The organism is Microbacterium lemovicicum, assembly GCF_003991875.1.
GTDB lineage: Bacteria > Actinomycetota > Actinomycetes > Actinomycetales > Microbacteriaceae > Microbacterium > Microbacterium lemovicicum.
This window is the reverse complement of record NZ_CP031423.1, coordinates 2,952,877-2,976,249: the sequence shown is the minus strand read 5'-3', so window position 1 is coordinate 2,976,249 and position 23,373 is coordinate 2,952,877. Positions and strand designations below refer to the sequence as shown.

The 23,373-nt window shown below is 70.9% G+C and carries 19 protein-coding genes and 1 pseudogene; 8 read left to right on the top strand and 12 right to left on the bottom strand.

The window, feature by feature from the left end:
• Positions 1 to 423: 423 nt before the first annotated feature.
• Together CVS47_RS13950 and CVS47_RS13945 are read left to right on the top strand one after the other, a co-directional pair.
• Positions 424 to 1,179, top strand: a complete 756-nt coding sequence (locus CVS47_RS13950) for an SDR family oxidoreductase (protein ID WP_164734665.1) — start codon at positions 424 to 426, stop codon at positions 1,177 to 1,179.
• 151 nt (positions 1,180 to 1,330) lie between these two features.
• The gene (locus CVS47_RS13945; RefSeq protein WP_127096628.1) at positions 1,331 to 3,007 is read left to right on the top strand and encodes an FAD-binding dehydrogenase; all 1,677 of its coding nucleotides are present in this window, start codon (positions 1,331 to 1,333) and stop codon (positions 3,005 to 3,007) included.
• A 22-nt stretch (positions 3,008 to 3,029) separates the two neighbouring features.
• Here CVS47_RS13945 and CVS47_RS13940 read toward each other — a convergent pair whose 3' ends face one another.
• From CVS47_RS13940 to CVS47_RS13930, 3 genes are all read right to left on the bottom strand, one after another.
• The gene (locus CVS47_RS13940) at positions 3,030 to 4,481 is read right to left on the bottom strand and encodes a GH39 family glycosyl hydrolase (RefSeq protein WP_164734664.1); all 1,452 of its coding nucleotides are present in this window, start codon (positions 4,479 to 4,481) and stop codon (positions 3,030 to 3,032) included.
• Between the two features lie 38 nt (positions 4,482 to 4,519).
• Complete coding sequence (locus CVS47_RS13935; RefSeq protein WP_127096626.1) at positions 4,520 to 5,683, bottom strand: FAD-dependent monooxygenase; 1,164 nt, start codon at positions 5,681 to 5,683, stop codon at positions 4,520 to 4,522.
• Between the two features lie 67 nt (positions 5,684 to 5,750).
• Positions 5,751 to 6,533, bottom strand: coding sequence for a nuclear transport factor 2 family protein (locus CVS47_RS13930; RefSeq protein ID WP_127096625.1), 783 nt, complete (start codon positions 6,531 to 6,533; stop codon positions 5,751 to 5,753).
• 95 nt (positions 6,534 to 6,628) lie between these two features.
• Between CVS47_RS13930 and CVS47_RS13925 the strand changes: the two genes are divergently transcribed.
• Together CVS47_RS13925 and CVS47_RS13920 are read left to right on the top strand one after the other, a co-directional pair.
• The gene (locus tag CVS47_RS13925; protein ID WP_127096624.1) at positions 6,629 to 7,222 is read left to right on the top strand and encodes a TetR/AcrR family transcriptional regulator; all 594 of its coding nucleotides are present in this window, start codon (positions 6,629 to 6,631) and stop codon (positions 7,220 to 7,222) included.
• A 24-nt stretch (positions 7,223 to 7,246) separates the two neighbouring features.
• The gene (locus tag CVS47_RS13920; protein ID WP_127096623.1) at positions 7,247 to 8,422 is read left to right on the top strand and encodes a zinc-binding dehydrogenase; all 1,176 of its coding nucleotides are present in this window, start codon (positions 7,247 to 7,249) and stop codon (positions 8,420 to 8,422) included.
• 102 nt (positions 8,423 to 8,524) lie between these two features.
• On the opposite strand, the gene CVS47_RS13915 is transcribed toward CVS47_RS13920, so the two are convergent.
• From CVS47_RS13915 to CVS47_RS13895, 5 genes are all read right to left on the bottom strand, one after another.
• The gene (locus CVS47_RS13915; protein WP_127096622.1) at positions 8,525 to 8,914 is read right to left on the bottom strand and encodes a Rid family detoxifying hydrolase; all 390 of its coding nucleotides are present in this window, start codon (positions 8,912 to 8,914) and stop codon (positions 8,525 to 8,527) included.
• A gap of 11 nt (positions 8,915 to 8,925) precedes the next feature.
• A complete protein-coding gene (gene ppk2, locus CVS47_RS13910; RefSeq protein ID WP_127096621.1) occupies positions 8,926 to 9,747 on the bottom strand; it encodes a polyphosphate kinase 2 in 822 nt (273 codons plus the stop codon).
• A gap of 129 nt (positions 9,748 to 9,876) precedes the next feature.
• Positions 9,877 to 10,299: a DUF2000 domain-containing protein gene (locus tag CVS47_RS13905; protein WP_127096620.1), complete on the bottom strand. Its 423-nt coding sequence runs from the start codon at positions 10,297 to 10,299 to the stop codon at positions 9,877 to 9,879.
• 90 nt (positions 10,300 to 10,389) lie between these two features.
• Positions 10,390 to 11,268: an ABC transporter permease gene (locus tag CVS47_RS13900; protein ID WP_127096619.1), complete on the bottom strand. Its 879-nt coding sequence runs from the start codon at positions 11,266 to 11,268 to the stop codon at positions 10,390 to 10,392.
• Positions 11,265 to 12,197, bottom strand: coding sequence for an ABC transporter ATP-binding protein (locus tag CVS47_RS13895; protein ID WP_127096618.1), 933 nt, complete (start codon positions 12,195 to 12,197; stop codon positions 11,265 to 11,267). Before CVS47_RS13895 ends, CVS47_RS13900 begins: the two co-directional genes overlap by 4 nt.
• A 144-nt stretch (positions 12,198 to 12,341) precedes the next feature.
• Between CVS47_RS13895 and CVS47_RS13890 the strand changes: the two genes are divergently transcribed.
• The 3 genes from CVS47_RS13890 to CVS47_RS13880 all read left to right on the top strand — a co-directional run bounded on the left by CVS47_RS13890 (position 12,342) and on the right by CVS47_RS13880 (position 15,773).
• Positions 12,342 to 13,133: a helix-turn-helix domain-containing protein gene (locus CVS47_RS13890; RefSeq protein WP_127096617.1), complete on the top strand. Its 792-nt coding sequence runs from the start codon at positions 12,342 to 12,344 to the stop codon at positions 13,131 to 13,133.
• Between the two features lie 229 nt (positions 13,134 to 13,362).
• Positions 13,363 to 15,384 carry a S9 family peptidase gene (locus tag CVS47_RS13885; RefSeq protein WP_164734663.1) on the top strand — a complete coding sequence of 674 codons (2,022 nt, stop codon included), beginning with the start codon at positions 13,363 to 13,365 and terminating at the stop codon, positions 15,382 to 15,384.
• Entirely contained in the window at positions 15,381 to 15,773 is a 393-nt protein-coding gene (locus tag CVS47_RS13880) for a PPOX class F420-dependent oxidoreductase (protein WP_127096615.1), read from the top strand. The genes CVS47_RS13885 and CVS47_RS13880 overlap by 4 nt, the downstream gene beginning before the upstream one ends.
• A 12-nt stretch (positions 15,774 to 15,785) precedes the next feature.
• Here CVS47_RS13880 and CVS47_RS13875 read toward each other — a convergent pair whose 3' ends face one another.
• The 4 genes and pseudogenes from CVS47_RS13875 to CVS47_RS13860 all read right to left on the bottom strand — a co-directional run.
• Entirely contained in the window at positions 15,786 to 16,619 is an 834-nt protein-coding gene (locus CVS47_RS13875) for a class I SAM-dependent methyltransferase (RefSeq protein WP_127096614.1), read from the bottom strand.
• A gap of 28 nt (positions 16,620 to 16,647) precedes the next feature.
• Positions 16,648 to 17,682: an agmatine deiminase family protein gene (locus tag CVS47_RS13870; RefSeq protein ID WP_241240165.1), complete on the bottom strand. Its 1,035-nt coding sequence runs from the start codon at positions 17,680 to 17,682 to the stop codon at positions 16,648 to 16,650.
• Positions 17,683 to 17,729: 47 nt separating this feature from the next.
• On the bottom strand, positions 17,730 to 20,609 hold the full coding sequence (locus tag CVS47_RS13865) for an aminotransferase (protein WP_127096612.1): 2,880 nt from the start codon (positions 20,607 to 20,609) through the stop codon (positions 17,730 to 17,732).
• Positions 20,610 to 20,985: 376 nt separating this feature from the next.
• A pseudogene (locus CVS47_RS13860) lies at positions 20,986 to 22,659 on the bottom strand (amidase); the annotation flags it as partial.
• Between the two features lie 85 nt (positions 22,660 to 22,744).
• Here CVS47_RS13860 and CVS47_RS13855 point away from each other — a divergent pair.
• Complete coding sequence (locus CVS47_RS13855) at positions 22,745 to 23,368, top strand: TetR/AcrR family transcriptional regulator (RefSeq protein ID WP_315268289.1); 624 nt, start codon at positions 22,745 to 22,747, stop codon at positions 23,366 to 23,368.
• The last annotated feature ends 5 nt before the right edge of the window (positions 23,369 to 23,373 follow it).

Here is a 23,373-nt window from a genome sequence, read left to right as displayed (position 1 = left end):
CGCGCGCTTCTTCACGCCTGGCAGAACGCAGACGAGCCTGCACTCCGGAGACTGTTGGCACCGCGGGCGACTCTCGTCGTCGACAGCGACGGACCGGGCGTCGCTCCCTCCCGCTCGGGTGCTCGCCGCGCCTCTCTCGCGGCCGCCCTCATTCAGATCGCGGTGGATTGGTCGAATGCGTCGCTCGATGAGGTCGGCGTGAACGGGCGACCCGGGCTCGCTCTCCGCGAAGACGGCCAGGTCATCGCCGTGATCAGCATCGGCCTCCGAAGAGCCCGCATCTCGCACGTCTGGATGACGGAGGATCCGCGCAAACTCACGCACTGGAACCCGGTGGCCCCTGTGACGTCACAACCGCCGGCCGCACCTGGTCATACTCACGGGCGCTGACATCCGGCGGCCTCCTCATCGAAAGGCATGGACATGGCAAGAATCGTTGTGATCGGCGGCACGGGATTGATCGGATCCAAAGTGGTCGGGAAGCTGGCAGACCACGGACACGACGTCGTTCCCGCCTCCCCGGCAAGCGGTGTCAACACCGTCACCGGTGAAGGAGTCGCCGACGTCCTCGTCGGCGCGGACGTCGTGGTGGACGTGTCGAACTCTCCGTCATTCGAGGAGCACGACGTGATGGTGTTCTTCACCACCTCCACCCGCAACGTCCTCGCTGCGGAACGCGAAGCAGGAGTGCGGCACCATGTCGCCCTCACCATCGTCGGCACCAATCGTCCGCACGACATCCCTTACTTCCGCGCGAAGACCGCGCAGGAGGAACTCATCCGCGAATCCGGGATCGGATACTCCCTGGTGCACGCCACGCAGTTCTTCGAGTTCCTCGGCAGCATCGCCGACATCTCCACTGACGGCGACACGGTGACGCTTCCCGGGGCTCTCATCCAGCCGATGGCGGCCGAGGACGTCGCCACGGCTGTTGCCCGTGCGGCCGCAGGAGAACCTGCAGGTGACATCGAGGTGGGAGGCCCGGAGCAATTCGGCCTGGACGAGTTCATCCGTCGGGGACTCGCGTTCCACAACGACCCCCGGACGGTCGTCCGCGACGACGCATCACCGTACTACGGTGCCCAGATCGAGAAGCGCACGCTCATCCCCGCCGACGGCGCGGAGATCTTCGCGACACGCCTGGACGAGTGGCTCCCGCTGAACCCTGCCCGTCGCTGACAGGCGTACCGCCGGTCCTCATTCGGTCGATCAGGCACGCTCGCCGCCGACGCCGCGCAGGCCTCCCGCAGCCGCTTCCGCGTCTCGGAGAGTACGGTCTGAATCGTCGTGGGGTGTGCGTCGAGGCATCCGTCGAAGTCAGGAGAGTCGCATGGACGCGGACGTCATCATCATCGGCGGCGGGCTGGCGGGCCTCGTCGCGAGCAACGAGATCGTCCGTGCAGGCAAGCGGGTGCTTCTCGTCGAGCAGGAGAACGCGGCGAACCTCGGCGGACAGGCGTTCTGGTCCTTCGGCGGGATCTTCATGGTCGACACCCCGATGCAGCGCCGGCTCCGCGTCCGCGACTCGTTCGAATTGGCCTGGCAGGACTGGCAGGGCTCAGCGGGCTGGGACCGCCTCGAGGGCGATCACCCCGAGGACGAGTGGGCGCAGAAGTGGGGTCGCGCCTACGTCGAGTTCGCGGCCGGCGACAAGCGCCCGTGGCTCCAGGAGCAGGGTGTGAGGTTCACTCCGCTGGTGGGCTGGGCGGAGCGGGGAGGTCTCACCGCGCGCGGGCACGGCAACTCCGTGCCGCGGTTCCACGTGCCGTGGGGCACCGGAACCGGCATCTCGGAGCCTTTCGCCGACAAGGCCCGCGAGGCGGCCGCCTCCGGCCTCGTCCGCTTCGCCTTCCGGCACCGGGTCGACGGTCTCGTCTTCGACGGCGATCAGGTCACCGGCGTGCACGGCACCGTGCTCGCCCCGGATACCGCGCGACGAGGAGCCCCGTCCAGCCGCGACGCGGTCGGCGCGTTCGAGTTCCACGCCCAGGCGGTCGTCATCGCCAGCGGCGGCATAGGCGGGAACCACGAGCAGGTGAGGAAGTGGTGGCCCGCGCGTCTGGGCACGCCCCCACGCCGGATGATCAAGGGTGTGCCGGAGCACGTCGACGGCCGCATGCTCGACATCGCCACCGAGCAGGGTGTGCGCCTGGTCAACCGCGACCGGATGTGGCACTACACCGAGGGCTTGCAGAACTGGAATCCGATTTGGCCGGATCACGCCATCCGGATACTCCCCGGCCCCTCGTCCGTCTGGCTCGACGCCCGCGGACGCCGTCTGCCCGCCCCCGGGCTCCCGGGCTACGACACCCTCGGCACCCTGAAGATCCTGCGCACGACGCCGGACATCGTCGACTACGACTACTCCTGGTTCATCCTCGACCAGTCGATCATCAAGAAGGAGTTCGCCCTCTCCGGCTCCGAGCAGAACCCCGACCTCACGAACCGCGATCTCACGCTGCTGCTGAAGAGCCGCCTCGGCCGATCCGCCCCCGGCCCCGTCGAGGACTTCAAGGCGCACGGCGAGGACTTCGTGGTCGCGGACACCCTCGACGAGCTCGTCGCCGGGATGAACGCGCTCACCGGAGACGGGCTGCTCGACCGCGAGGACATCGAGCACATCATCCGCGCCAGGGACAACGAGATGGCGAACCCGTTCTCGAAGGATGCGCAGACCATCGGCATCCAGAACAGCCGCCGCTTCCTCGGCGACAGGCTGTTCCGGACCGTCAAGCCCCACCGGATCCTCGATCCCGCCCACGGTCCGCTCATCGCCGTCCGGCTGTGGATCGTCACCCGGAAGACCCTCGGCGGCATCCAGAACGATCTCTCCGGACGCGCTCTCGGGATGGGCGGAACACCGATTCCGGGCCTCTTCGCCGCCGGCGAGGCGGCCGGCTTCGGAGGAGGCGGCGCGCACGGCTACAACGCCCTCGAGGGCACCTTCCTCGGCGGATGCATCTTCACCGGACGCACCGTCGGACGGACTCTGGCGGCGTCGCTGTGAACGAGGGAGCGCCGTTCCACGGCTACCGCGCCTGGAGCTCCACGAGGAAGACCGACTGAGGAGCGAGGTCGAGGTCGAGCTGGATGTCGCCCGCCTCGGAGACCTGCGCGTCGCGGGGGCCGTCGACGTTCCCGGTCGTCGAGGTGCGCGTGACGCTCACCGTCCGCCCCGCCCACGGGAGGTTGCGGACGTCGATCCGGGCCGACGTCGATCCGGCCGACTCCAGTTCGGGGCGCTGCGGGGGCAGGGTGAGACCGAGCTCGATGCGCTCGGCACCGATCGGGATGCGGAAGGTGAAGCGGTCTTCCGCCCGCTCGGCGAGCGCCACGTCGGGGGCCACGTAATTGGCCACGAGCACGCGCACCACGTCGTCGTCGCGACCGGCCGCGCAGGCCAGACCCGATTCGTCCCCGCCCGTGACTGCCAGACGGCGACCCGCGAGGGTGCGTCCGGCGAGGGCGAGCGCACGGGAGCGCTCGTCGGGACCGTCGTCCGCCGTTCCGACACCGCCCGGATCCACGAAGCCGTAGTGCGGGTCGCGCCCGCTGTCGGCGCGGAAGAAGAACGCGTGGTCGATGACGGTGTCCTGCAGGTAGATCGCCGTCGCCGCCTGGAACGCGCCCTTCTCCGCCGCCGGCGCGGAGCTGCTGGGAACGGCGAGGTAGTTCCAGTAGCAGAGCGTCAGGTCGGTGTCGGTGAATCCGTGCCTGTCGAGCAGCGCGCGGAGCTCGGCGGACACGTAGCGGTAGTCGAGGGGGTCGCGACTCCCATCGGTGAACCAGAGGAAGGAGAAGAAGTCCAGCGGCAGGTCGTTCTCGCGCACGAAGGCGAGGAAGCCCTCGCGGTAGGGCGCATCCATCTCGAGGGGGAAGGCGAGAGCCGGACCGCCGACCGTCAGCGACGGATCGACGCGCCGCACCGCCGCGCAGAACGCCTGGTACATGGCGTAGAACTCCTCGGGGCGACCCCCGAAGTGCAGCGGCCCGAAGTCGGGCTGATCGCCGAACTCGTAGATGCGGATCGGCTGCGACGGCCCACCCGCCCACCCCTGCGAGTAGTGGCGCACGATGTGCTCCACGACCCGCCCGTACACGTCGATGTCCTGCGCGGGGAGCTTGTTCGAGGGGATCGAGCTGGCCACCGTGAACATGACCTCGGCGCCGGCCGCAGTGACGGCCTCCACCCACTCGTCCGTCGCGGCGAAGTTGTAGCTCGCGGGATCGTCGACGGGGGCGTCCCAGTCGGGGAACAGGCTCGTGGGGTTGTTGCGCGTGTCGAGCCGGGACACCCAGTCGAACGACCGCACGACCGTGACGCCGGCCTCACGCCACAGCGGGGTCATGTCCGGGAACTGCGGGTAGGCGGCGACCGGCCCGGGAATGCCTCCGACCCCGTTCAGCGGCCGGAAGGCGCTCTCCTCACCGGCGTCGATGACGAGTACACGGGCAGGGGTGGATTCGTCGGTTCGCGACACGAGCATCTCCTTGAGATCGAGGGGGCGGGCTGAGCCGCTCAGTAGGGCATCCGCAGCAGGCGGTTCGCGTATTCGTTCGCGATCGGCTCGTCGTGGCGGAGGTGCTCGATGCGGGCGCGGTACGCCTCCGGCGTGACGGAGTCGAACTCCTCGAGCATCGATTCGATCGATCGATCGAGGACGGCGCGGACGCGCGGCAGGCGGCGCTTCATGACGTTCAGCTGCGCGTCGAGCAGAGACTGATCCTTCGCGAGCTCCTGGGCGAGCACGACGCCGTCCTCGATGCTCATGGCGGCTCCCGACCCCAGGTACGGAGTCATGGTGTGCGCCGCGTCGCCCATGATCATCACACGCCCGCGGAACCACGGATACGGCACCCACACGGTCGAGTAGGGCGTGTAGGCGACGTTCTCGGCGTGACGGACGTCTTCCAGTGCGTCGGCCAGGAACTCCGCTCCTCCGGTGAGGGCGACCGCGCGGTCGTGCATGATCTCGGCCATCTTGTTGGCGTCGTACCGAGGGCGCCCCTCCTCCGCCACCGTCAGGACCATGTACATCAGGTCCTCCGACAGCGGCGTGAGCATGATCTTGCCGCCGTGGCCCTGGCAGATGATCGGCTGCATGATCTTCCGTCGATTCGGAAGTCCCGCACGCCACGCCACGCCGCCGACGGGGCGGGGAGCGTGCTTCTCGCCGAAGTAGTCGCGGCGGATCTGCGAGTTGAGGCCGTCGAAGCCCAGGACGAGGTCGTACTCCTCCTGGTCGCCGCTGCTGAAGGTGACGAGCGCCATGTCGTCGTCCTGCGTCAGGGCGGAGACCGTCGTGCTCATGCGGAACGTGCAGCCGTTGTCGAGCGCGTGCTGTGTGGCCAGCTCGAGGAAGGCGACCCGCGACATCGTCACGCAGCCCGGGAGGCCCTCGTCCTGCGTGCCGTAGCTCATGGTGCTGAGCAGGTTGCCCTCGGAGTCGTAGTTGTCGATCCCGGGCGCGGGGTGGCCCATCGCGAGCACATCCTCCAGCATGCCGATCTCGCGCACCGCTCGGAGACCGTTGATACGGAGGCCGAAGCCGACGCCCGCCACGCTGATCTCGGGCTTGTCGTCGATGACCTCGACCCGTGCGCCGATCCGGGCCAGGGCCGATGCGGTGGTCAGGCCACCGATACCGGCGCCGACGATCAGGATCTTCAGCGGCTCTGCCATGAGGTGCTCCTTCCGAGCACCGTCCCGGGCGATGAGCCCGGGACGGGTGGTTGTTGCCGAAACCGGTTCAGGCGAAGGTGTCGGTGAAGGTGTCGTGCGCGACCGGCGGCACCGGCTCGAGCTTCTGCACCGACTCGGGGCTGTAGGGGTGGTTCGTGGACGGCGCCGGCTCGTCGGCGGGCGGCATGAACACGGGCTTGCCGTCGTCACCGAAGTACATCAGGTCGAGGTCGAAGGCGCCCTGGTTCTTGAGGCCGAAGCTGACCCAGTTCTCCTCGAACGGCGCACGGGCCAGCTCGTAGCAGCGGAACTTCCAGAACTTCCACTCGCCGTCCTGCTTCAGGAAGTCGATCGCGTACTTGCACCAGACCCAGTGCGCCCAGACCTTCTTGCCGAGCACCTCGTCGGGCGAGTACATGTCGGGGAACGCCTCGGCGACCGCCGGGTCGGTGAGGCCCGACTCGGTGCCGGCCATCAGCCAGACGCCCTTCGCGGTCTTTCCGTCGGCGGCGACCTCGATCACGGGCGTGTTGGTGGTGTGCAGGATGAGCTTGCCCTCGGGGTGGGGGCGACCGCGGTGGTAGTCGGTCACGCTCTGCCACGTGGTGTACTGACCGGCGTTGGTGTAGCGGGCGCGGATGCCCTCCGTGCCCTCCTTCACCCACATCGGGATGATCTGCTCGTCCTCGAACGCGTTGTGCAGGAACATGTATCGGTTGAACAGGTTCTCGACCTGACCGCGGTCTTCCGCACGCTGTGCGAGGCCCCTCGCGGCGGCGACTTCCTCGCGAAGGTGGGCGAGCTCGGCGGTGATCTCCTCGAGGGATGCCGCGGTGATGGTGTCGGACACGGTGAAGCTCCTTTGCATAACGGGTGGTCAACGCGGCGACGGTAGCACGAATACCTACATCTCCGTAAGTATTCGATCTGTGGTTAGGTGAAGGCGTGTCAACGGGAAGCGGTTACGCACCGGGACGCGCTCGGCAGCAGCAGATCCTCGCCGAGGCGACCCGCGCCTTCGGGCGCGCGGGCTTCGACGGCGTGTCGGTGCAGGAGATCGCCGAGGCCTGCGGGATCTCACGACAGGGCCTTCTCCACCACTTCAAGAGCAAAGAAGACCTCCTGATGGCGCTGCTGCGCCAGCGAGACGAGGCCGATCAGGAGCTGTTCCAGGGCGTGCTGAGGGAGTCCGGCTCACCGTTCCGGGCGATCGTCGCCGTCGTGCGGGCCAATGCGGCCGCCCCCGGGATCACGGCCATGTTCACGCAGCTCGCCGCCGAGGCGATCCGTCCGGAGCATCCCGCCCACGACTTCTTCCACGATGTGTACACGCGGATCCACCACGACCTCCGCGCGACGCTGGCGCAGATGCAGCGGGAGGGGACGCTGGTGACTACCGCGGATCCCGAGAAGCTCGCGTCGGGTCTGATCGCCCTCCGCGACGGGCTCGCCCTGCAGTTCTTCCTGCGCTCGCCGACCCAGAACGCGGACGAGATGACCGACACGCTCGAGACGATGTTCAGCCTTCTCATCGCCTGAGCCCGCCGCATCGAGGAGGAGAGCGTGATCACCACCATCACCGGAGCCGTGCTCGAGCGGATCGGAGACCCAGCGCCCTACGCGGACTCGCGTCCGCTCCGCATCCGCAGGCTGCGGCTCGACGATCCGCGGCGGGGTGAGCTGCTGGTGCGGATCGAGGCGGCCGGGGTCTGCCATTCCGATCTCTCCGTCGTCTCCGGAGTTCGGCCGCGGCCGGTGCCGATGCTCCTCGGCCACGAGGCCGCCGGCATCGTCACGGCGGCCGGCGCGGGCACGTCGGTGCCGGTGGGCGCGCGAGTCGTGATGACGTTCCTCCCGCGGTGCGAGGAGTGCGTCGCGTGCCGCACCGGCGGTCGCGCCCCGTGCAGCGTCGGCAGCGCCGCCAACGGCGCGGGCGTGCTGCTCGGCGGCGGCAGCCGCCTCCACGGCGACGGCGACGGCGAACGCGGCGGTGGCGATGGCGAGCGCGGCGATGGCGATGGCGAGCGCGGCGAGGGTCGCGGTGAGGAGATCGCGCACCACCTCGGGGTGTCGGCGTTCGCCGACCACGCCGTCGTGGACGAGCGCTCCGTGGTCGTCGTGGACGACGACGTGCCGCCCGACGTCGCCGCGCTGATGGGCTGCGCCGTGCTGACCGGCGGCGGCGCGGTGATGAACTCGGCGCGGCTGCAGGTGGGCGAGTCGCTGATCGTCGTCGGGCTCGGGGGAGTCGGCCTCGCTGCGGTGCTGGCCGGTCTCGCTCTGGGCGCGGGTCGGGTGACGGCTGTCGACGTGCAGCCGGCCAAGCTCGATTCCGCGCGGGCCCTCGGCGCGCACGACGCGCTGACGTCCTCCGATGCCGTCGACGCGGGGCTGACGGCCGATGTCGTCGTCGAGGCGGTCGGCCGCGCGAGCGCCTTCGAGCAGGCGCTGCAGCTCACCGCGCCCGGCGGGCGCACGGTGACGGTGGGGCTTCCCGCGCCGGACGACCTCGCGACGGTGTCGCCGCTCGCCCTCGTCGCCGAGGGCCGCTCGATCATCGGCAGCTACCTCGGGGGCTCGGTGCCTCGGCGCGACATCCCGCGCTTCGTCGAGCTGTGGCGCGCCGGTCGCCTGCCCGTCGAGAAGCTCGTGAGCCGGCACATCGGCCTCGGCGACATCAACGAGGCGATGGACGAGCTCGCCGCCGGCCGTGCCGTACGGCAGGTCATCCACTTCTGACGGGTGCACGCGGATCGCGCGCACCCGTGACGACCGCGTGCGCGGACCGGCGACGACCGCGTTCGGGCCGGAGACGGCCGCGAGGACGCGGGATGCCGGGTCTCAGCCGTGCTCGCCCGCGATCAGCTCGATCTCGACGCGCGCCCCGAGGGGGAGGCCCGCGACGGCGACGGTCGTCCTCGCGGGGTAGGGGGCGGTGAACATCGTCGCGTAGACGGCGTTCATCGCGGCGAAGTCGGCCATGTCGGTGAGATAGACGTTGACCTTGACGACGTCGTCGAAGCCGCGCCCCGCGGCGGCGAGAACCGAGCCGAGGTTGGCGAAGACCTGCCGGGTCTGCACCTCGACGTCGCCCTCCACCAGCCGCTGCGTCGCGGGATCGATCGGCGTCTGGCCCGACAGGTGCAGGAGGGCGCCCGAACCGGATGCGGCGTGGGAGTACGGACCGACGGGCTCCGGCGCGGCGGGGTCCGAGACGACGGAGCGCGGCATGTGCGGGCTCGTCAGAGCGTCGCGGCGTGGTCGGGCACGAACCGGTGCTCGTCCATCGGGGGGCGAGCAGCGCCGGTCGGCGCGGGCCGATCGGGGAAGTGCACCTCCTCGGGCTCGAGGTGGTCGTAGGGCACCTGGCTGAGGAGGTGGCTGATGGTGTTGAGTCGGGCGGCCTTCTTGTCGTCGCTGGTGATGGTCCACCACGGGGCGTCCGCCTGATCGGTGACCTCGAACATCGCGTCCTTGGCGCGGGAGTAGTCCTCCCAGCGCGTGATCGACAGCAGATCCGTGTCGGAGAGCTTCCAGCGCCGCATCGGATCGTCGAGCCGTGAGTGGAACCGCTTCTCCTGCTCGGTGTCCGACACCGAATACCAGTACTTGAGCAGGATGATGCCGTCGTCGACGAGCATCTTCTCCACGACGGGCACCTGCTGGAGGAAGCGCTCGTACTGCTCATCGGTGCAGTAGCCCATCACCCGCTCCACGCCGGCGCGGTTGTACCAGGAGCGGTCCATGAGGACGATCTCGCCGGCCGTCGGCAGCTTCTCGATGTAGCGCTGGAAGTACCACTGGCCCTTCTCCCGCTCGGTCGGCTGCGGCAGCGCGACCACGCGGGCGTGACGGGGGTTGAGGTACTGCATCACGCGCTTGATCGCGCCGCCCTTGCCCGCAGCATCCCTCCCCTCGAAGATCACGAGCACGCGGGTGCCCGTCGCGATGACCCACTGCTGCATGCTGACCAGCTCGATCTGCAGCTTGCGCAGGTCCTTCTCGTAGGCCCTCTTCGACACCCGCGTGGGCGTGATCCTGCGGTCCTGCTTCTTCGGAGACATGGGGCCCTTCGCGGCGTCTGCCGACGGGCGTGCGCGTCGGGCGGGGGATCCCGTCGCGATCGGAGCGGCGAGCTTCCGTGACCGTGGCGGGAACGTGGTCCGAGCGTAGCCCCCGGGTCGTGGGTGCGATCACCGATGGCGCGGTACGCCCTTCAGGATGCGGTCGACGGCGTTCTTCGGACCGTGCACGGCCACGCCGACGAGGTCGAGCGCGTCTCCTCGGACGGCGGCCACGACCTCGCGGTTCGCCGCATCGTGGCCGGTGGTGAACATCGCCCGGTCGTAGACGGCGACCCGGAGATCGCGGGTCACCGCCTTCGCGCGCACGTCCTGCAGCGTCGTGGCATCGCCCTGCAGGATCGTGATCGGCTGCCCGAGGAGCCGGAGGTACGAGGTGCCGCCGCCGTCCACATAGGGCTCGCCGAGAAGGCCGGGCTCGGCCGCGACGCCGCTGGCCAGGAACGCGGCGACGTTGGCGATCTGCCAGGGCGCGAGGTCGTCGCGCAGCACGAGCGCGATGCGGGTGGGGAAGCGGACGGGCTCATCGGTCATGGTCCGATCCTGGGATGCTGCGCCCGCCGTGTCTTGTACGTTCCGCACACCGGTGGCAGAGCCGGGGACGACGCCGGTGACCGTCGCACGTCAGCGGATGAGGCTCCGGATGCGGACGGCCGAGAGCACCGTGAAGACGACGGCGACGCCGAAGAGCACCGCGACGGCCACCCAGATGGGCAGGACGTTGCCGCCGACCAGGATGTCGATGCCGTAGAACTCGGAGATCGATGCCCCGGCTCCGTCCACGGTGCCGACCATCGTGGCCAGCGTCTCGCGGGTGAACTCCTGACGCAGCAGCATGGCCCCCTGGGCGAACGGCAGCGTGTTGATGCCGTTCGCGACGCCGTCGGGGAGCGAACCGACCGGGATGTAGGCGCCTGCGACGAAGCCCAGGATGGTGCCCATGACGGTCGACAGACCGGAGAAGGCGGCGCTGGTCTTGACGAAGGTCACGATGAACGCGGTGAGCGCGGTGAAGCCGAGGCAGCACAGGACGACGCACCCCAGGAGCCGCGCGATGGAGGAGACGGGAAGCCAGACGCCGTCGACGAGGCCGAGGTAGAGCAGTCCGATCACGAGCACGATGCTCGACATCAGGATGGCGACGGTCACCGCGGAGATGAGGTAGCCGAGCACCAGCTGCGCGCGCCTGACCGGGGAGACGAGGAAGTCGCGGAACCGACCGGTCTCGCGGTCGTTCACGAGCGGCGCCAGAGCGCCGAGGCCGGTCGTGATCGTCGACAGGAGCACGATGCCCGCGAACATCCAGCTGTCGACGAATGTCCGGACCTCATCCTCGGTCGCATCCGGGAAGGTCCCCTTGAGCCCCTCGATCTGCAGGTTGCCGAGGAAGAGCGTGTACAGCAGGAACAGGATGAGCGCCCCGAGCAGCGAGAAGAAGACGTTCATCGGATCGCGGAAGAAGAGTCGCAGATTCCGCCCGACGACGGCCGTGACGACCCTCACGCGGCGGTCTCCGCGACGTCGTCGCCCTCGGGAGTGCGCCCGGTGAGCGCGAGGAAGACATCGTCCATCCGGCCATGTCGGAACTCGAAGTCCCGGACGTGGTCGCCGTGCGCTGCGAGGATCGCGCGGGCGGTGGCCGCGTCGGGCACCGCCATCACGGCGAGACCGTTCTCGTAGCCGACCTCCGCCCCCTGTGCGGCGGCCAATGCGGACAGCGCGGTGCGGTCGACCGTGTCGATCGTCAGGATGCTGGTGCTGTAGCGGGCGCGCAGGGCGGCCGGGGTGTCGTCGGCGATGATGCGACCCTTCTCGATGACGCACACGCGGTCGGCCTCCTCCGTCTCCTCCATGTAGTGCGTCGTGAGGAAGACGGTCAGGCCGGTCCGCTCGCGGAGGTCGCTCATGGTCTCCCAGACGATCGCGCGGCTGGCGGGGTCCAGCCCGGCCGTCGGCTCGTCGAGGAAGATGATGGACGGCTCGTGCAGGAGGGCGCGCGCGATGTCGACACGGCGCCTCTGACCGCCGGACAGCCGTCCGTACCGGCTCTTCAGGAACGATCCCAACGAGATCAGCTCCGAGAGTTCGCGGATGCGCGCGGTGGCGCGCGAGCGGTCGACGCCCGCGAGGGTGGCGCGGAGATGGAGGTTCTCCTCGACCGTCAGCGCCGAGTCGAGGATCGACTCCTGGAACACGACCCCGATGCGGCGACGGGCTGCCGCGCCGTCGCGGACGACGTCGTGACCGGCGATCTCGACACGTCCCGCATCGAAGGACAGCACCGTCGTGAGGCAGTTGATCGTGGTCGACTTGCCGGCCCCGTTGGCGCCGAGGAAGGCGAACAGGGTGCCCTGTTCGACGGAGAAGCTGAGATCGTCCACCGCCCGAACGGACCGGTAGGACTTCGTCAGTCCCTGCACTTCGATGGCCACTCGTCCCCCGTCGTCGGTCGAGTGTCGCACACCCGCCATGTGGTCGCGCCGGCGCGCTGCCGCGCGAACGGAGCGCGGCGACCTCCGCAGCCGGTCACGGCGTGAAGTCGACGTGCTGCCTTCGCGCGTCTGTACTGTTCTCGCATGGGCGGCGGCACCTGGATGAGGGCGTGGAGCCCGGCCGTGCCGTCGGTGCGGGAGGTGCTGCACGCGCGGATGACGGACCACGCGTATCCGGCTCACGCACACGCCGACTGGGCGCTGATGCTGGTCGATGATGGCGCGGTCGTCTACGACCTCGGCGGCCGGCAGCGCATCGCCGATCGCTCGAGCGCCACACTGCTGCCGCCGGGCATCGCGCACGACGGGCGGGCGGCGCCCCGCAGCGACGGCTTCACCAAGCGCGTCGCCTACCTCGACCGGTCATGGATGCCGGAGTCGTTCGCCGGACCCGTCGTCGACATGCCCGGTCGCACCGACCTGCTCGCCGCGACCCGGCGGCTCCATCGCGCACTCGCCGAGCCGGGGGAGGAGCATGCCGCCGAGCACGCGCTGCTGCGCGTCGCCGAGATGCTGGCAGCCGCCGCGCACGGGGACGCGCATCCGCAGCGCGACGACGTGCTCGCGCGCCGGCTCCGCGACCTGCTCGAGGTGCACCTCGTCGACGGCATCAGCCTGCAGGACGCGGGTCGCGTGCTCGGGTCGCATCCGGGGCATCTGTCGCGGTCGTTCGCGGCTTCGTTCGGGATGCCGCCCCACCGGTACCTCACCAGCCGCCGCGTCGACCTCGCACGGGAGCTGCTCCTGCGGGGCGAGAGGCCGTCGACGGCGGCGGCGTCGGCGGGCTTCCACGATCAGGCACACCTCACGCGTCACTTCCGCCGCCTGCTGGGCACGACGCCCGCACGCTTCGCCGGTGCGCGTCAGTCGGCCTGACGTGTGAGGCGGGAACGGCGGCTGGATACCGCAGTTCGGTTCAGGTGGATTGGTCGAGTGCCCCGGCTCGGTCGTTGCCACGGCGGCGACGCCGTCCACCGGACGCAAGATGCGGCGAAACAGGTGGGGTTCGCGCAGTTCGGGTCAGGCGAAGGTTCGTCATCTACCCGACGCCGCCGCCCCTCGCCCGGCTGATAGCCTGCCCCTCGGTCGTGGCGGAGGGATGAGAGTGGTCGACAGCGGTTCTGACACAGGGGGATCTCCGGTCCTCGCCAACGACCTCACGGAGATCTGGACGCCGGTGGAGGTCCGCCTGCAGCCGGACGCCGGCCGCGTGCTGATCCTCGAGACGCGTCCCGACGTCGACGAGAACACCTACGTCGGGCGACTCCTCCTCGGAGACGCCGACGGCGCAGACCTGACCGAGGTGGATGCCGGCCGGGGCATCGGTCCCGTTGCGTTCTCGCCGTCCGGCGACGTCGTGGCCTGGGCCGCGACGCGGGACGGCCGCAGCGCGGTGCGTCTGCTCGATCTGCGGCCGGCTGGAACCGCCGCGGCTCGCGAGGTGGCCGCGCTCCCCGACGGGATCGAGGAGCTCGCCTGGTCGCCGGACGGTGCGACGCTGGCCGTCGTCGCCCGCGTGCCCGATGACCGCACCTGGTGGGAGGCGCCGGTGGACCGCCGCCCGCCGCTCGTGATCGAGACTCTGCGCTTCAAGGCGGACGGCATCGGCTGGACGGTCAACACCCGCCGGCAGCTCTTCGTCGTCGACGTGGCCTCGGGCGACCTCCGCGGCGTGAGCGACGGCACCGCCGACGACCACGGCGTCGCGTGGGAGGACGCCGGCCACCTGCTGTTCGTGTCGCAGCGTCAGCCCGACCGGGACCTCACCGAGGCCAACGCGCTGTTCCGTCTGCGGCTGGAGGACGGCTCCGTCGAGCAGATCACCGACGCGACGCGCGAGCTCTCAGGTCCGGTGCTCTCGCCCGACGGCAGCCGCGCGGCGGTCATCGCCGTCGAACTGCAGAGCTACCCCAGCACGTCGCATCCCGCTCTCGTGGATCTCGCCACGGGCCGGGTGACCGACCTGCGCGACGTGGTCGACCGCGACGGCGCGGCGTCCTCGATCCACTGGGTGTCCGACGACGCCTTCACGGTGATCGTGGGCAGCGAAGGACGCATGGAGGTCGTCGAGATCGCGTGCGCGCCCGCAGCTTCGCCGTCAGCGCGGACGATCCTGACCGGGCGGCGCCACCTCACCGCCCACGACGCGGACGGGGACCGGTGGGTCGCCGTCGAGGCGATGCCGACCTCACCGCCGCGCGTGATCGCCGGCGGCGGCGCGGGGGCGGCCGAGCGCGTCATCCACGACCCCAACGCGGCGTACCGCGCCGGCCACCGTCTCATCGAGTCGCGTCACGTGCCGGTCGACGCCGACGGCACCACCATCGACTCGTGGATCGCCGTGCCGCCCGGCGACGGTCCGCACCCGCTCATCGTGTGGCTGCAGGGCGGCGGGACCCAGTACGGCTATCAGTGGTCGCACGAGGTGCAGCTGCTCCTCAGCGCCGGATACGCGGTCTGCTGGCTCAACCCGCGCGGGTCGGCGGGCTACGGCACCGCATGGATGAAGGTCAACGCCGCGCCGGGCGCCGCAGAGCCCGGCGCGGGCTGGGGCACGCGGGACCTCGCCGACATCGTCGCGGTCGTCGAGCACCTGATCGGCTCCGAGGACGTGGATGCCGCGCGGGTCGGCGTCATGGGCGGCTCGTACGGCGGCATGATGACCGCGATGCTCCTCGCGCGCACCGACCTCTTCGCCGCGGGATGGGCCGAGCGCGGGCCCTACAACCTCCTCAGCGACGCCGCGACCAAGGACGAGGCGCCCTGGTTCTTCGAGCAGTACCTCGGCGTCTCGCACCTCGACGACGCCGCACCCTACTGGGACGCGTCGCCGCTCAAGTTCGTGCACGGCATCACCGCGCCGCTCGCGATCGTCCATTCCGAGGAGGACTGGCGCTGCTCGATCCAGCAGGCGGAGGAGCTCTTCTTCGCGCTGCGCGTCCTGGGTCGTCCCGTGCGCTTTATCCGGTTCCCGGGCGAGGGCCACTCCCTCACGCGCACCGGCAGCCCCGTGCACCGCGTGCAGCGCGGACAGCTGCTCGCCGACTGGTTCGGCGAGAGGCTGGCGGCGGGATCCTCCGCCCCAGCCCCTTCGCCGGCGTCGACGCTGACGGGAGCGGCGTCGTGAGCGCGTTCCGTGCCCTCACCGAGGCCGGCGCGGCGTTCGCGACGGAGCGGCACCTCGCGACCCTCTCGACGATGGCGCCCTGGGGCGGCATCCATGTCGTGCCGGTCGGATTCACCCTGCATGACGGCGTCGTGCGCATCATCACGTCGCGCGCGTCGCAGAAGGTCCGCAACGTGCGGCGCGACGGCGCCGCCACCGTGAGCCAGGTCGGCGGTCCGGCGTGGCTCACGATCCAGGGCATCGCCACGGTGCACGACGATCCCGACGAGGTGGCGCTCGCCGTGGCCCTGTACTCGCAGCGCTACCGGCAGCCGCGCGAGAACCCCGAGCGCGTCGCGATCCACATCGCGCCGACGCGCTTCATGGGCAGCAGCGAGATCCTCGTCTGACGAAAACCCGTCCTACGCGCCCGGCGCGACGGCCTGCAGCGTGTAGCTCAGCGGCATCACACCCGAGCGCGCGTGGAGCACGTACTCGCCGTCCTCGCGCAGGCGCATCTGACCCGGCAGTGCGTCGTAGGGCACGCTGTCGTGCTCGACCAGCCCGGTGATCGCGAGCCCCGCATCGAGCAGCGCTGTGACCACCTCGCCGATCCCGTGGTTCCACTCGTAGGTCTTCGTGGCCGTGAGGGCGCGGTCGGTCTCGACGTAGCTGCTGTCGTCGTCCCACTCGAGCGGCTCGGCGCGTTCGAAGTACGAGTAGCGCAGGTGCACGTCGTCGCCGATCGTCTCGTCGGCGGCCCAGAGGATCGGATGCGCCTCACGGATGAACAGCCGCCCGCCGGGGGCGAGCAGGCCCGCGACGACGTCAGCCCATGCGCGGATGCTCGGCAGCCAGCACAGCGCTCCGATGCCCGTGTAGACGAGGTCGAAGCGGCCCGCACCCAGCGCGGACACCGCGTCCGCGACATCCGACACGACGTAGTCGACCCCGGCCCCCGCGTCGGCCGCCAGTCGGCGTGCCTCGGCGATGCCGATGGGGGAGAAGTCGAGCCCGGTCACCCGGGCGCCCATGCGGGCCAGCGACAGCGTGTCGGTGCCGATGTGGCACTGCAGGTGCACGACGCGGAGCCCGCGGATGTCGCCGAGGCGCTCGCGGTCGAACCGCACCACGTCGGAGAGCGCCGCAGGGTCGTCGATGTACCGGCCGACGCGGTAGCCCTTGCCGCCGCGGTCCGCATGGAGGGCGGCGCGGTCGTCCCAGTTGGCGCGGTTCGCCGCGAGGAAGTCCTGCATGGCTCACACGCTAGCGGTCAGGTTCGGCTCACACCCTCGGCGTGGACGGCTGCTGCTGCGTGATGCAGTGGATGCCACCACCGCGCGCGAACAGCGGCCGCGCGTCGACGGTCACCGCCCGCCGTCCGCCGTACGCCTCGGTGAGGATCTCCCGCGCCTCGGCGTCGGCCGCCTCCTCGCCGAAGCCGCACGCGATGACGCCGCCGTTGACGACGAGATGGTTCACGTAGCTCCAGTCCACGATGCCGTCGTCGTCGCGCAGCGTGGCGGGTGCCGGCAGCGAGGTGATGCGCAGCGCCCGGCCGTCTGCGGCGTACGCCTCCTCCAGCTCGCGCCGGATGATCGCCGTGACCTCATGGTCGGGGTGCGCGGCGTCGCGCTGGTCGTGCAGGAGGATGTGGTCGACGTCGGCGAAGGCCGCGACGATGTCCACGTGGCCGTTCGTGCCGAACTCGTCGTAATCGCGGGTCAGGCCGCGCGAGAGCCAGACGGCCCGTTCCGCGCCGAGGGTGCGGAGCATCTCGGCCTCGACGCCCGCGCGGTCGGCGTAGGGGTTGCGGCGTGGGTCGAGCTGCACCGTGTCGGTCAGCAGGACGGTGCCGGCGCCGTCGACGTGGAGACCGCCGCCCTCCGCGACGAGGAGCGAGCTGATGACCTCCGCGCCGGCGGCCTCGCCGGCGATGCGCCCGATGCGGGCGGACTTGCGCCACTCGGCCCACGCAGGGTCGCCCCACCCGTTGAAGATCCAGTCGACGGCGCCGAGGACGCCGGGCCGGTCGGGGTCCACGACGAAGGTCGGCCCCATGTCGCGCATCCAGAACTCGTCGATGGGCGCTTCGAGGATCTCGATGGACGAGTCCAGCATCCGTCGCGCGCGGGTCATCTCCGACGGGTCGACGACCATGGTGACCGGCTCGAACTCGAGCACGGCGTGCGCGACGGCCGTCCAGGTCGCGTACCCCTCCTCGCGCTCGGCGTCGCTGTCGCCCAGTGTGAGGCCCTCGCGCGGGAAGGCCATCCAGGTCCGGTCGTGCGGTGCGGTCTCCGCGGGCATGCGCCACATATCGTCTCCTCGGTGTTCGTTCGGTGTCTGCACATGCGTCGGCCGGCTCACCAGCCGGTGGACAGCACCCGCTCCAGCGCGTCGGCGAAGTAGTCGGCCGACTCCTGCGTCACGCAGAGCGGCGGCTTGATCTTCAGCACGTTCTGGAAGTCTCCCGTCGGCTGCATGACGACGCCGAGCTCCAGCAGGCGGTCGCAGATCGCCGCGGTCTCGTCGGGCGCCGGTTCCAGGGTCTCGCGGTCGCGGACGAACTCGAGGCCGAGGTACAGCCCGGAGCCGTGCACGGTGCCGACGATCGGATGCCGGTCGCCGAGCTCCTGCAGGCGGGCCTTCAGGTGGGCACCGACGAGGCGGGCGTTCTCCTGGAGCTGCTCCTGCTGGATCACGTCGAGCACCGCCATGCCGATCACCGATGAGACAGGCGATCCTCCCGTGGACGAGAAGAAGTACCCCTGCGTGCGGTAGCGGTCGGCGATCTCCTTCCGGGTGATGACCGCGCCGATGGGCTGGCCGCCGCCGATCGACTTCGCCACGGCCACCACGTCGGGGAGCACGCCCTGCTGCTGGAAGCCCCAGAACCACTCGCCGAGGCGGCCGAAGCCGACCTGCACCTCGTCGGCGATCGCGATGCCGCCGTGAGCGCGCACCGTGCGGTAGACCTCGGAGAGGTAGTCCTCGGGGAGCGCGACGCCGCCGGCGTTGCCGAAGAACGTCTCGCAGATGAACCCGCCCGCCGGGCGGCCCTGCGCCGCGAGCCGATCGATGACGGCGGCCGCCTCGGCCGCGTACTTCGCCGCGTCGTCGCCGCGGTGGATGCCTCGGTAGGAGTTGGCGGCGTCGACGGTGTGCACCCAGGCGGGGCGACTTCCGAGAGCGTTCGGGTTGTCGGCGATGGAGGTGGAGACGGCGTCGCTGGCGTAGGTCCACCCGTGGTACGCCTCGCGCATGGCGACGATGTCGGGTCGACCGGTCGAGGCCATCGCGAGGCGGATCGCGAGGTCGGTGGCCTCCGAGCCGGAGTTGACGAAGAAGACCGTGTCGAGCTCGTCGGGCAGGGTCGCGGCGATCTTCTCGGCGTACTCGGTGATCGCCCCGTAGTTGAAGCGCGAGTTGGTGTTCAGCAGCCGCAGCTGGCGCGACGCGGCGGCCGCCACCTTCGGGTGGGCGTGGCCGACGGAGGCGACGTTGTTGACCATGTCGAGGTAGACGCGGCCGTCGACGTCGACGAGGTACTCGCGCCAGCCGCGCTCGATGCGCGGCGGACGCGCGTAGTAGTGCTCCTGCACCTCGGCGAGCACGCGCTCGCGCCGGTCGAGCACGTCGTCGTCGTGGCCGGCCGGAGCCGACGGCAGGCCGAGCGCCGGCGCCGGATCGCCGAGCACGGTGCGCCACGCGGGGGCGAGTGACGCCGTGACGCGCTCAGGCGCGTCGAGATCCGCGGCGCGGGGTCCGCGGACGCGCAGCGCCACGCCCGCGGGCAGGGTGCGCTCGGGCGTCCCGGCCGGGATGCCGGTGATGCTCACCCGGCGGTCGCCGGAGCGGATGACGAGCGTCCCGTCAGCGGATGCCGCGGCATCCGCCCCCTCGGGAAGGGTCACAGCCTCGGCCAGCCACAGCGTGAGGGCGGTGGGGATTGTGGCGGGCGGCGTGAGGGTGCGGCGCGGGGCGCCGGACAGGACCGGCAGCCACGCGGGCAGGACCACCGCGTCGGCGCCGCCGGCCAGCGCTGCATGGGCGGCCCGGTCGATCGTGTCGGCCTGCAGCCAGGCGCCGTCGTCGTTGAGCTCCGACACGGTGCCGGCGTCGAGGGTGACGACGTCGGCGAGGGCGGGCAGCAGGACGGATCCGTCCCACGCCGGCTCGGCGGCGGCAGGCAGTCCGAGCGCGCGGCGGATCGTGTGCGTGATGACCTCGAGCGGCACCGACGCCGCCTGACGCAGCACGTCGAACTCGCGATCGAGCGCATCGCCCGCGTAGGTGTTCTCCTCGTCGAGGCGCACCTGCTGCCGACCGCTCAGCACGAGGATCGCGCCGCGCAGCACCACCAGGGGCCAGAGCGCGGTGACCTCCTCGTCCGACAGCGGCCGCAGCGCGTGGAACGCGCGGATGGCCGGAAGCGCCGACACCGGGCTCGCGCCGTCGTGGTGCAGCACCGACGACACCGTCACCGCGATCTCGCCCACCGCCCACGACGCCGTGACGTCGCCGAAATCGATGACGGCGTCGGGGAGGGGGTCGCCGTGCGGGTGCAGGATGTTGTCGTCCGTGACGTCGAAGTGACCGGCCTGCACCGGCAGGCGCTCGGAGACGGATTGCAGGATGCTGCGGGCCGGCCGCACCGCGCGGTCGACCTCCTCGCGCACGGCGGCGTCGGGCTCCAGCGGCAGGAGGATGTCGATGACCCGGGTCGCGTGGCGCAGGTCCCACTGGAGGACGCGGCTGAACGCCGGGTGCACGTAGTCGGCGAGCGAGACGCTCACCCGCCCCGACACCTCGCCCATGCGCGCGACGACGGACGGCGACAGGTAGCCCGACCCCATCAGCGTGCTGCCGGCGATGTTCTCGATCACGCGCGCGTGGATGCGGCCCTGAGAGGACTCCCACCATGCCGAGAGCGGACCGCGGGGGCCGACGACGATGCGGGGGATGCGCAGGGTCGGCTGGCGGTCGGCGACGACGGCCGCTGCCTCGTCCTGCATCTCGATCTCGGACTCGCTGAACGCCGGGTTGCTCAGCTTCAGCACGCCGAGCGGCTCGCTCTCGCCGGCCCGGAAGACGCGGAAGTTCTGATCCTGCTGGCTGCCGAGGGACGTGGCATCCACCTCGATCCCGAAGGTCGACGCGAACAGCCGCCGCACCTCGTCCAGGCCGAGCGTGGGGGTGGGGAGTTCGACCTGCGCGAAGTAATCGAACGTCGGGACGGTCATGGTTCTCCTGCGGTGGCGGGGCGGGTCAGAGGGGTGCGGAGGCGGTGGTGCCGAAGGCTCCGGCGACGGCGCCCGCGTCATCGCGGACGATGACGACGACGAGCGGGCCGTACGGATCGCGCCACGTGCTGTGAGCCCGCCCGTGGGCGTCGCCCGGCAGGACGGCGGTGGCGGTCAGGCGGTGGCCGTCGACGGTCAGGGGGACGCGGACGCCGTCGACGTAGGCCGCGGAGTCCTCGACCGCACCCCCGGTCACCGTCGCGGTGAACGAGACCTCGAGCCGGTCGCCGCTGCTCTCGGCGCGGACGTCGCGCAGGTCGACGGCGAGCGGACCGCGGGCTGCGGGGCGGGAGCGCGCGAACGGCGCCTCGTCGGCGAGCGGGGGCGTGCGCGGCGGCGCGGCGCGGCGATCGCCGAGCGCGCTGATCGCGGCGGCCAGGGCCACGAGCCGCGCGTCGTCGTAGGCCGCTCCCGCGATCGTGAGGCCCACCGGCATGCCGGTGTCGGCCATGATCCCCATCGGGATGGTCACCGTGGGCACGCCCAGGTGGCGCGGCACGAGGTTGCCGTTGGAGACCCACACGCCGTTGCGCCACGCGATGTCGGCGGACGCCTCGTTCACATCCGCGTCCGCCGGCCCGACGTCGGCGGCGGCGGGGAAGACGACGGCGTCGAAGCCCTCGGCGGCGAGCCAGTCCTCGAGATCGACCTTGCGGGTGTGCTCGAGCCCGCGGAGGCCGGCTTCGAGACCCTCGACCTCGGTGACGGCAGGGAGGCCCCGTCGCGCGGCATCCACGTACTCCGCGAGGTCGTACGAGACGTCGAAGGAGAAGATGCCGTAGCGGTCGGGCAGGGCCCCCGGGGGGTGGGGGAAAATCAGGTCCGCCCGGACATCGGCGAGACGATCGAGGTCGGGGTCGGCGTTGCGGCGGAGGAAGTCGTCGAAGGCCGCGGCCGACAGCTCTCTGAGCTCGGTGTCCAGGAAGGATGCCGACACGAAGCCCCGCTCGACGAAGTCGCGGGAGTCGGCGTGCAGCTTCTCGTAGTTGTCCACAGCAGGGAAGTCCGTCTCGATGACCTCGGCGCCCGCCGCCTCCAGGTCGGTGCGGAGCGAGGTCCACAGGTCCATCACGCTGGCGCGCGTGACGATCGGCAGCGCGCTGTCGGGGTCGGCGTTGATGTAGATCCGTGGCACGGCGAGGCGGAGGCCGGCGAGGGGCAGGTCGGGCAGGGCCGCGAAGGACGGCGGGCGCACCTCCGACGGCTTGGGGATCGGAACCCACGGCTGCCGGCGCCACAGATCCCCGCCCGTGTCGGCATCGTCGGCGACCACCACGTCCAGGACGCGGGCGAGGTCGGGCACCGACCGGGTGTGGGGCACCACGACGTCCATCGTGGGGACGAGCGGCCAGTTGCCGCGCACCGAGATCATGCCGCGCGACGGCGTGTAGGCGACGAGGGCGTTGTTGGAGGCGGGAGCGCGCCCCGACGACCAGGTCTCTTCGCCGAGGCCGAACGCGGCGAAGCTCGCCGCCGTGGCCGTGCCCGATCCGTTGGAGGATCCGGAGCCGAAGGCGGCGGTGAGGTGGTCGGCGCTGTAGGGGGACTCGGCCCGGCCGTAGACCCCGCGCTGCATGCCGCCGGCGGCCATGGGCGGCATGTTCGTCAGGCCGAGGATGACGGCGCCGGCCTCGCGCAGACGGGCCACGGCGAACGCGTCGTCGCCGGCGATGAGGTCGGCGAAGGCGGGTGACCCGGCGGCCACGGTGAGGCCCTTCACCATGTAGCTGTCCTTCGCGGTGAAGGGGATGCCCTCGAGCGGCCCGCGGGGGTGCCCGCTCGCGCGCCGCTCATCGGACGCGCGCGCCTGCACGAAGGCCGTCGGATCCAGGACGGGGACGGCGTTGAGGAGCGGTCCGCTGCGGTCGTAGGCGGCGATCCGGTTGAGGTAGCGGGCGACCAGCTCGACGCTGGTGACCGCACCGGCATCCAGCGCCGTGCGCAGGCTGTCGATGTCCGCCTCGACGACGGTGAACGTGCTGGGGGTCATGATGGTCTCCCGGAGATGAATGCGGCCCTCCGGCTAAAACATACAGCGTTTGTTTTAGACTGTCACTACCCCGAGGAGGCCCGTCATCGCCCGACCACCGCATCCCCTGCTCAGTCGCGAGCTGATCGCCCGGACGGCGCTCACCCTCGTCGACCGGTACGGCGTGGAGGGAGCCAGCATCCGCCGGGTCGCCGCCCGCATCGGCGTGAACCCGGCGTCGCTGTACAACCATGTCCCCAACCGTGCCGCGATGGTGGAGGACGTGCGGGCGATCGTCTCGGCCCGCATCGACTTCCGGCCGCTCCGGGAGCTGCCGTGGGAGGACGGCTTGGAGGCCTGGGCATGGTCGTACCGGGCGGCTTTCGCGCAGCATCCCCGCGCCATCCCTCTGCTGATGACGATGTCGGCGTCCGCGCCGGTGCTCCTCGCCGGCTACGAGGACTTCGCCGTCGCCGCCGAGGCGGCAGGCTGGGCGACCCGCGACATCCTGCCCCTCCTCACGCTCTTCGAGTCGTTCATCCTGGGCAGCGTGCTCGACATGTCCGGTCCGTCGGTCGTCTTCGACCCGACAGGCCAGGAGGAGCAGTTCCCCCGGTTCTCCGCCGCCTTCGACACCGTCGCCGACGAGGATCCCGAGGATCCGGTCGCCTCCCGCGCATTCGCGCTCGGACTGCGGATGCTGATCGCCTCCGCCCGCCCGACCTCGTGAGCGCC

What these genes read in the sequence shown, in the direction of transcription:
- CVS47_RS13935 (WP_127096626.1), bottom strand. Translation starts at nt 5,683, where the DNA reads ATGGCAGAGCCGCTGAAGATCCTGATCGTCGGCGCCGGTATCGGTGGC.
- CVS47_RS13875 (WP_127096614.1), bottom strand. Translation starts at nt 16,619, where the DNA reads ATGCAGGACTTCCTCGCGGCGAACCGCGCCAACTGGGACGACCGCGCC.
- ppk2 (WP_127096621.1), bottom strand. Translation starts at nt 9,747, where the DNA reads ATGTCTCCGAAGAAGCAGGACCGCAGGATCACGCCCACGCGGGTGTCG.
- CVS47_RS13950 (WP_164734665.1), top strand. Translation starts at nt 424, where the DNA reads ATGGCAAGAATCGTTGTGATCGGCGGCACGGGATTGATCGGATCCAAA.
- CVS47_RS13945 (WP_127096628.1), top strand. Translation starts at nt 1,331, where the DNA reads ATGGACGCGGACGTCATCATCATCGGCGGCGGGCTGGCGGGCCTCGTC.
- CVS47_RS13870 (WP_241240165.1), bottom strand. Translation starts at nt 17,682, where the DNA reads ATGTGGCGCATGCCCGCGGAGACCGCACCGCACGACCGGACCTGGATG.
- CVS47_RS13865 (WP_127096612.1), bottom strand. Translation starts at nt 20,609, where the DNA reads ATGACCGTCCCGACGTTCGATTACTTCGCGCAGGTCGAACTCCCCACC.
- CVS47_RS13915 (WP_127096622.1), bottom strand. Translation starts at nt 8,914, where the DNA reads ATGCCGCGCTCCGTCGTCTCGGACCCCGCCGCGCCGGAGCCCGTCGGT.
- CVS47_RS13905 (WP_127096620.1), bottom strand. Translation starts at nt 10,299, where the DNA reads ATGACCGATGAGCCCGTCCGCTTCCCCACCCGCATCGCGCTCGTGCTG.
- CVS47_RS13890 (WP_127096617.1), top strand. Translation starts at nt 12,342, where the DNA reads ATGGGCGGCGGCACCTGGATGAGGGCGTGGAGCCCGGCCGTGCCGTCG.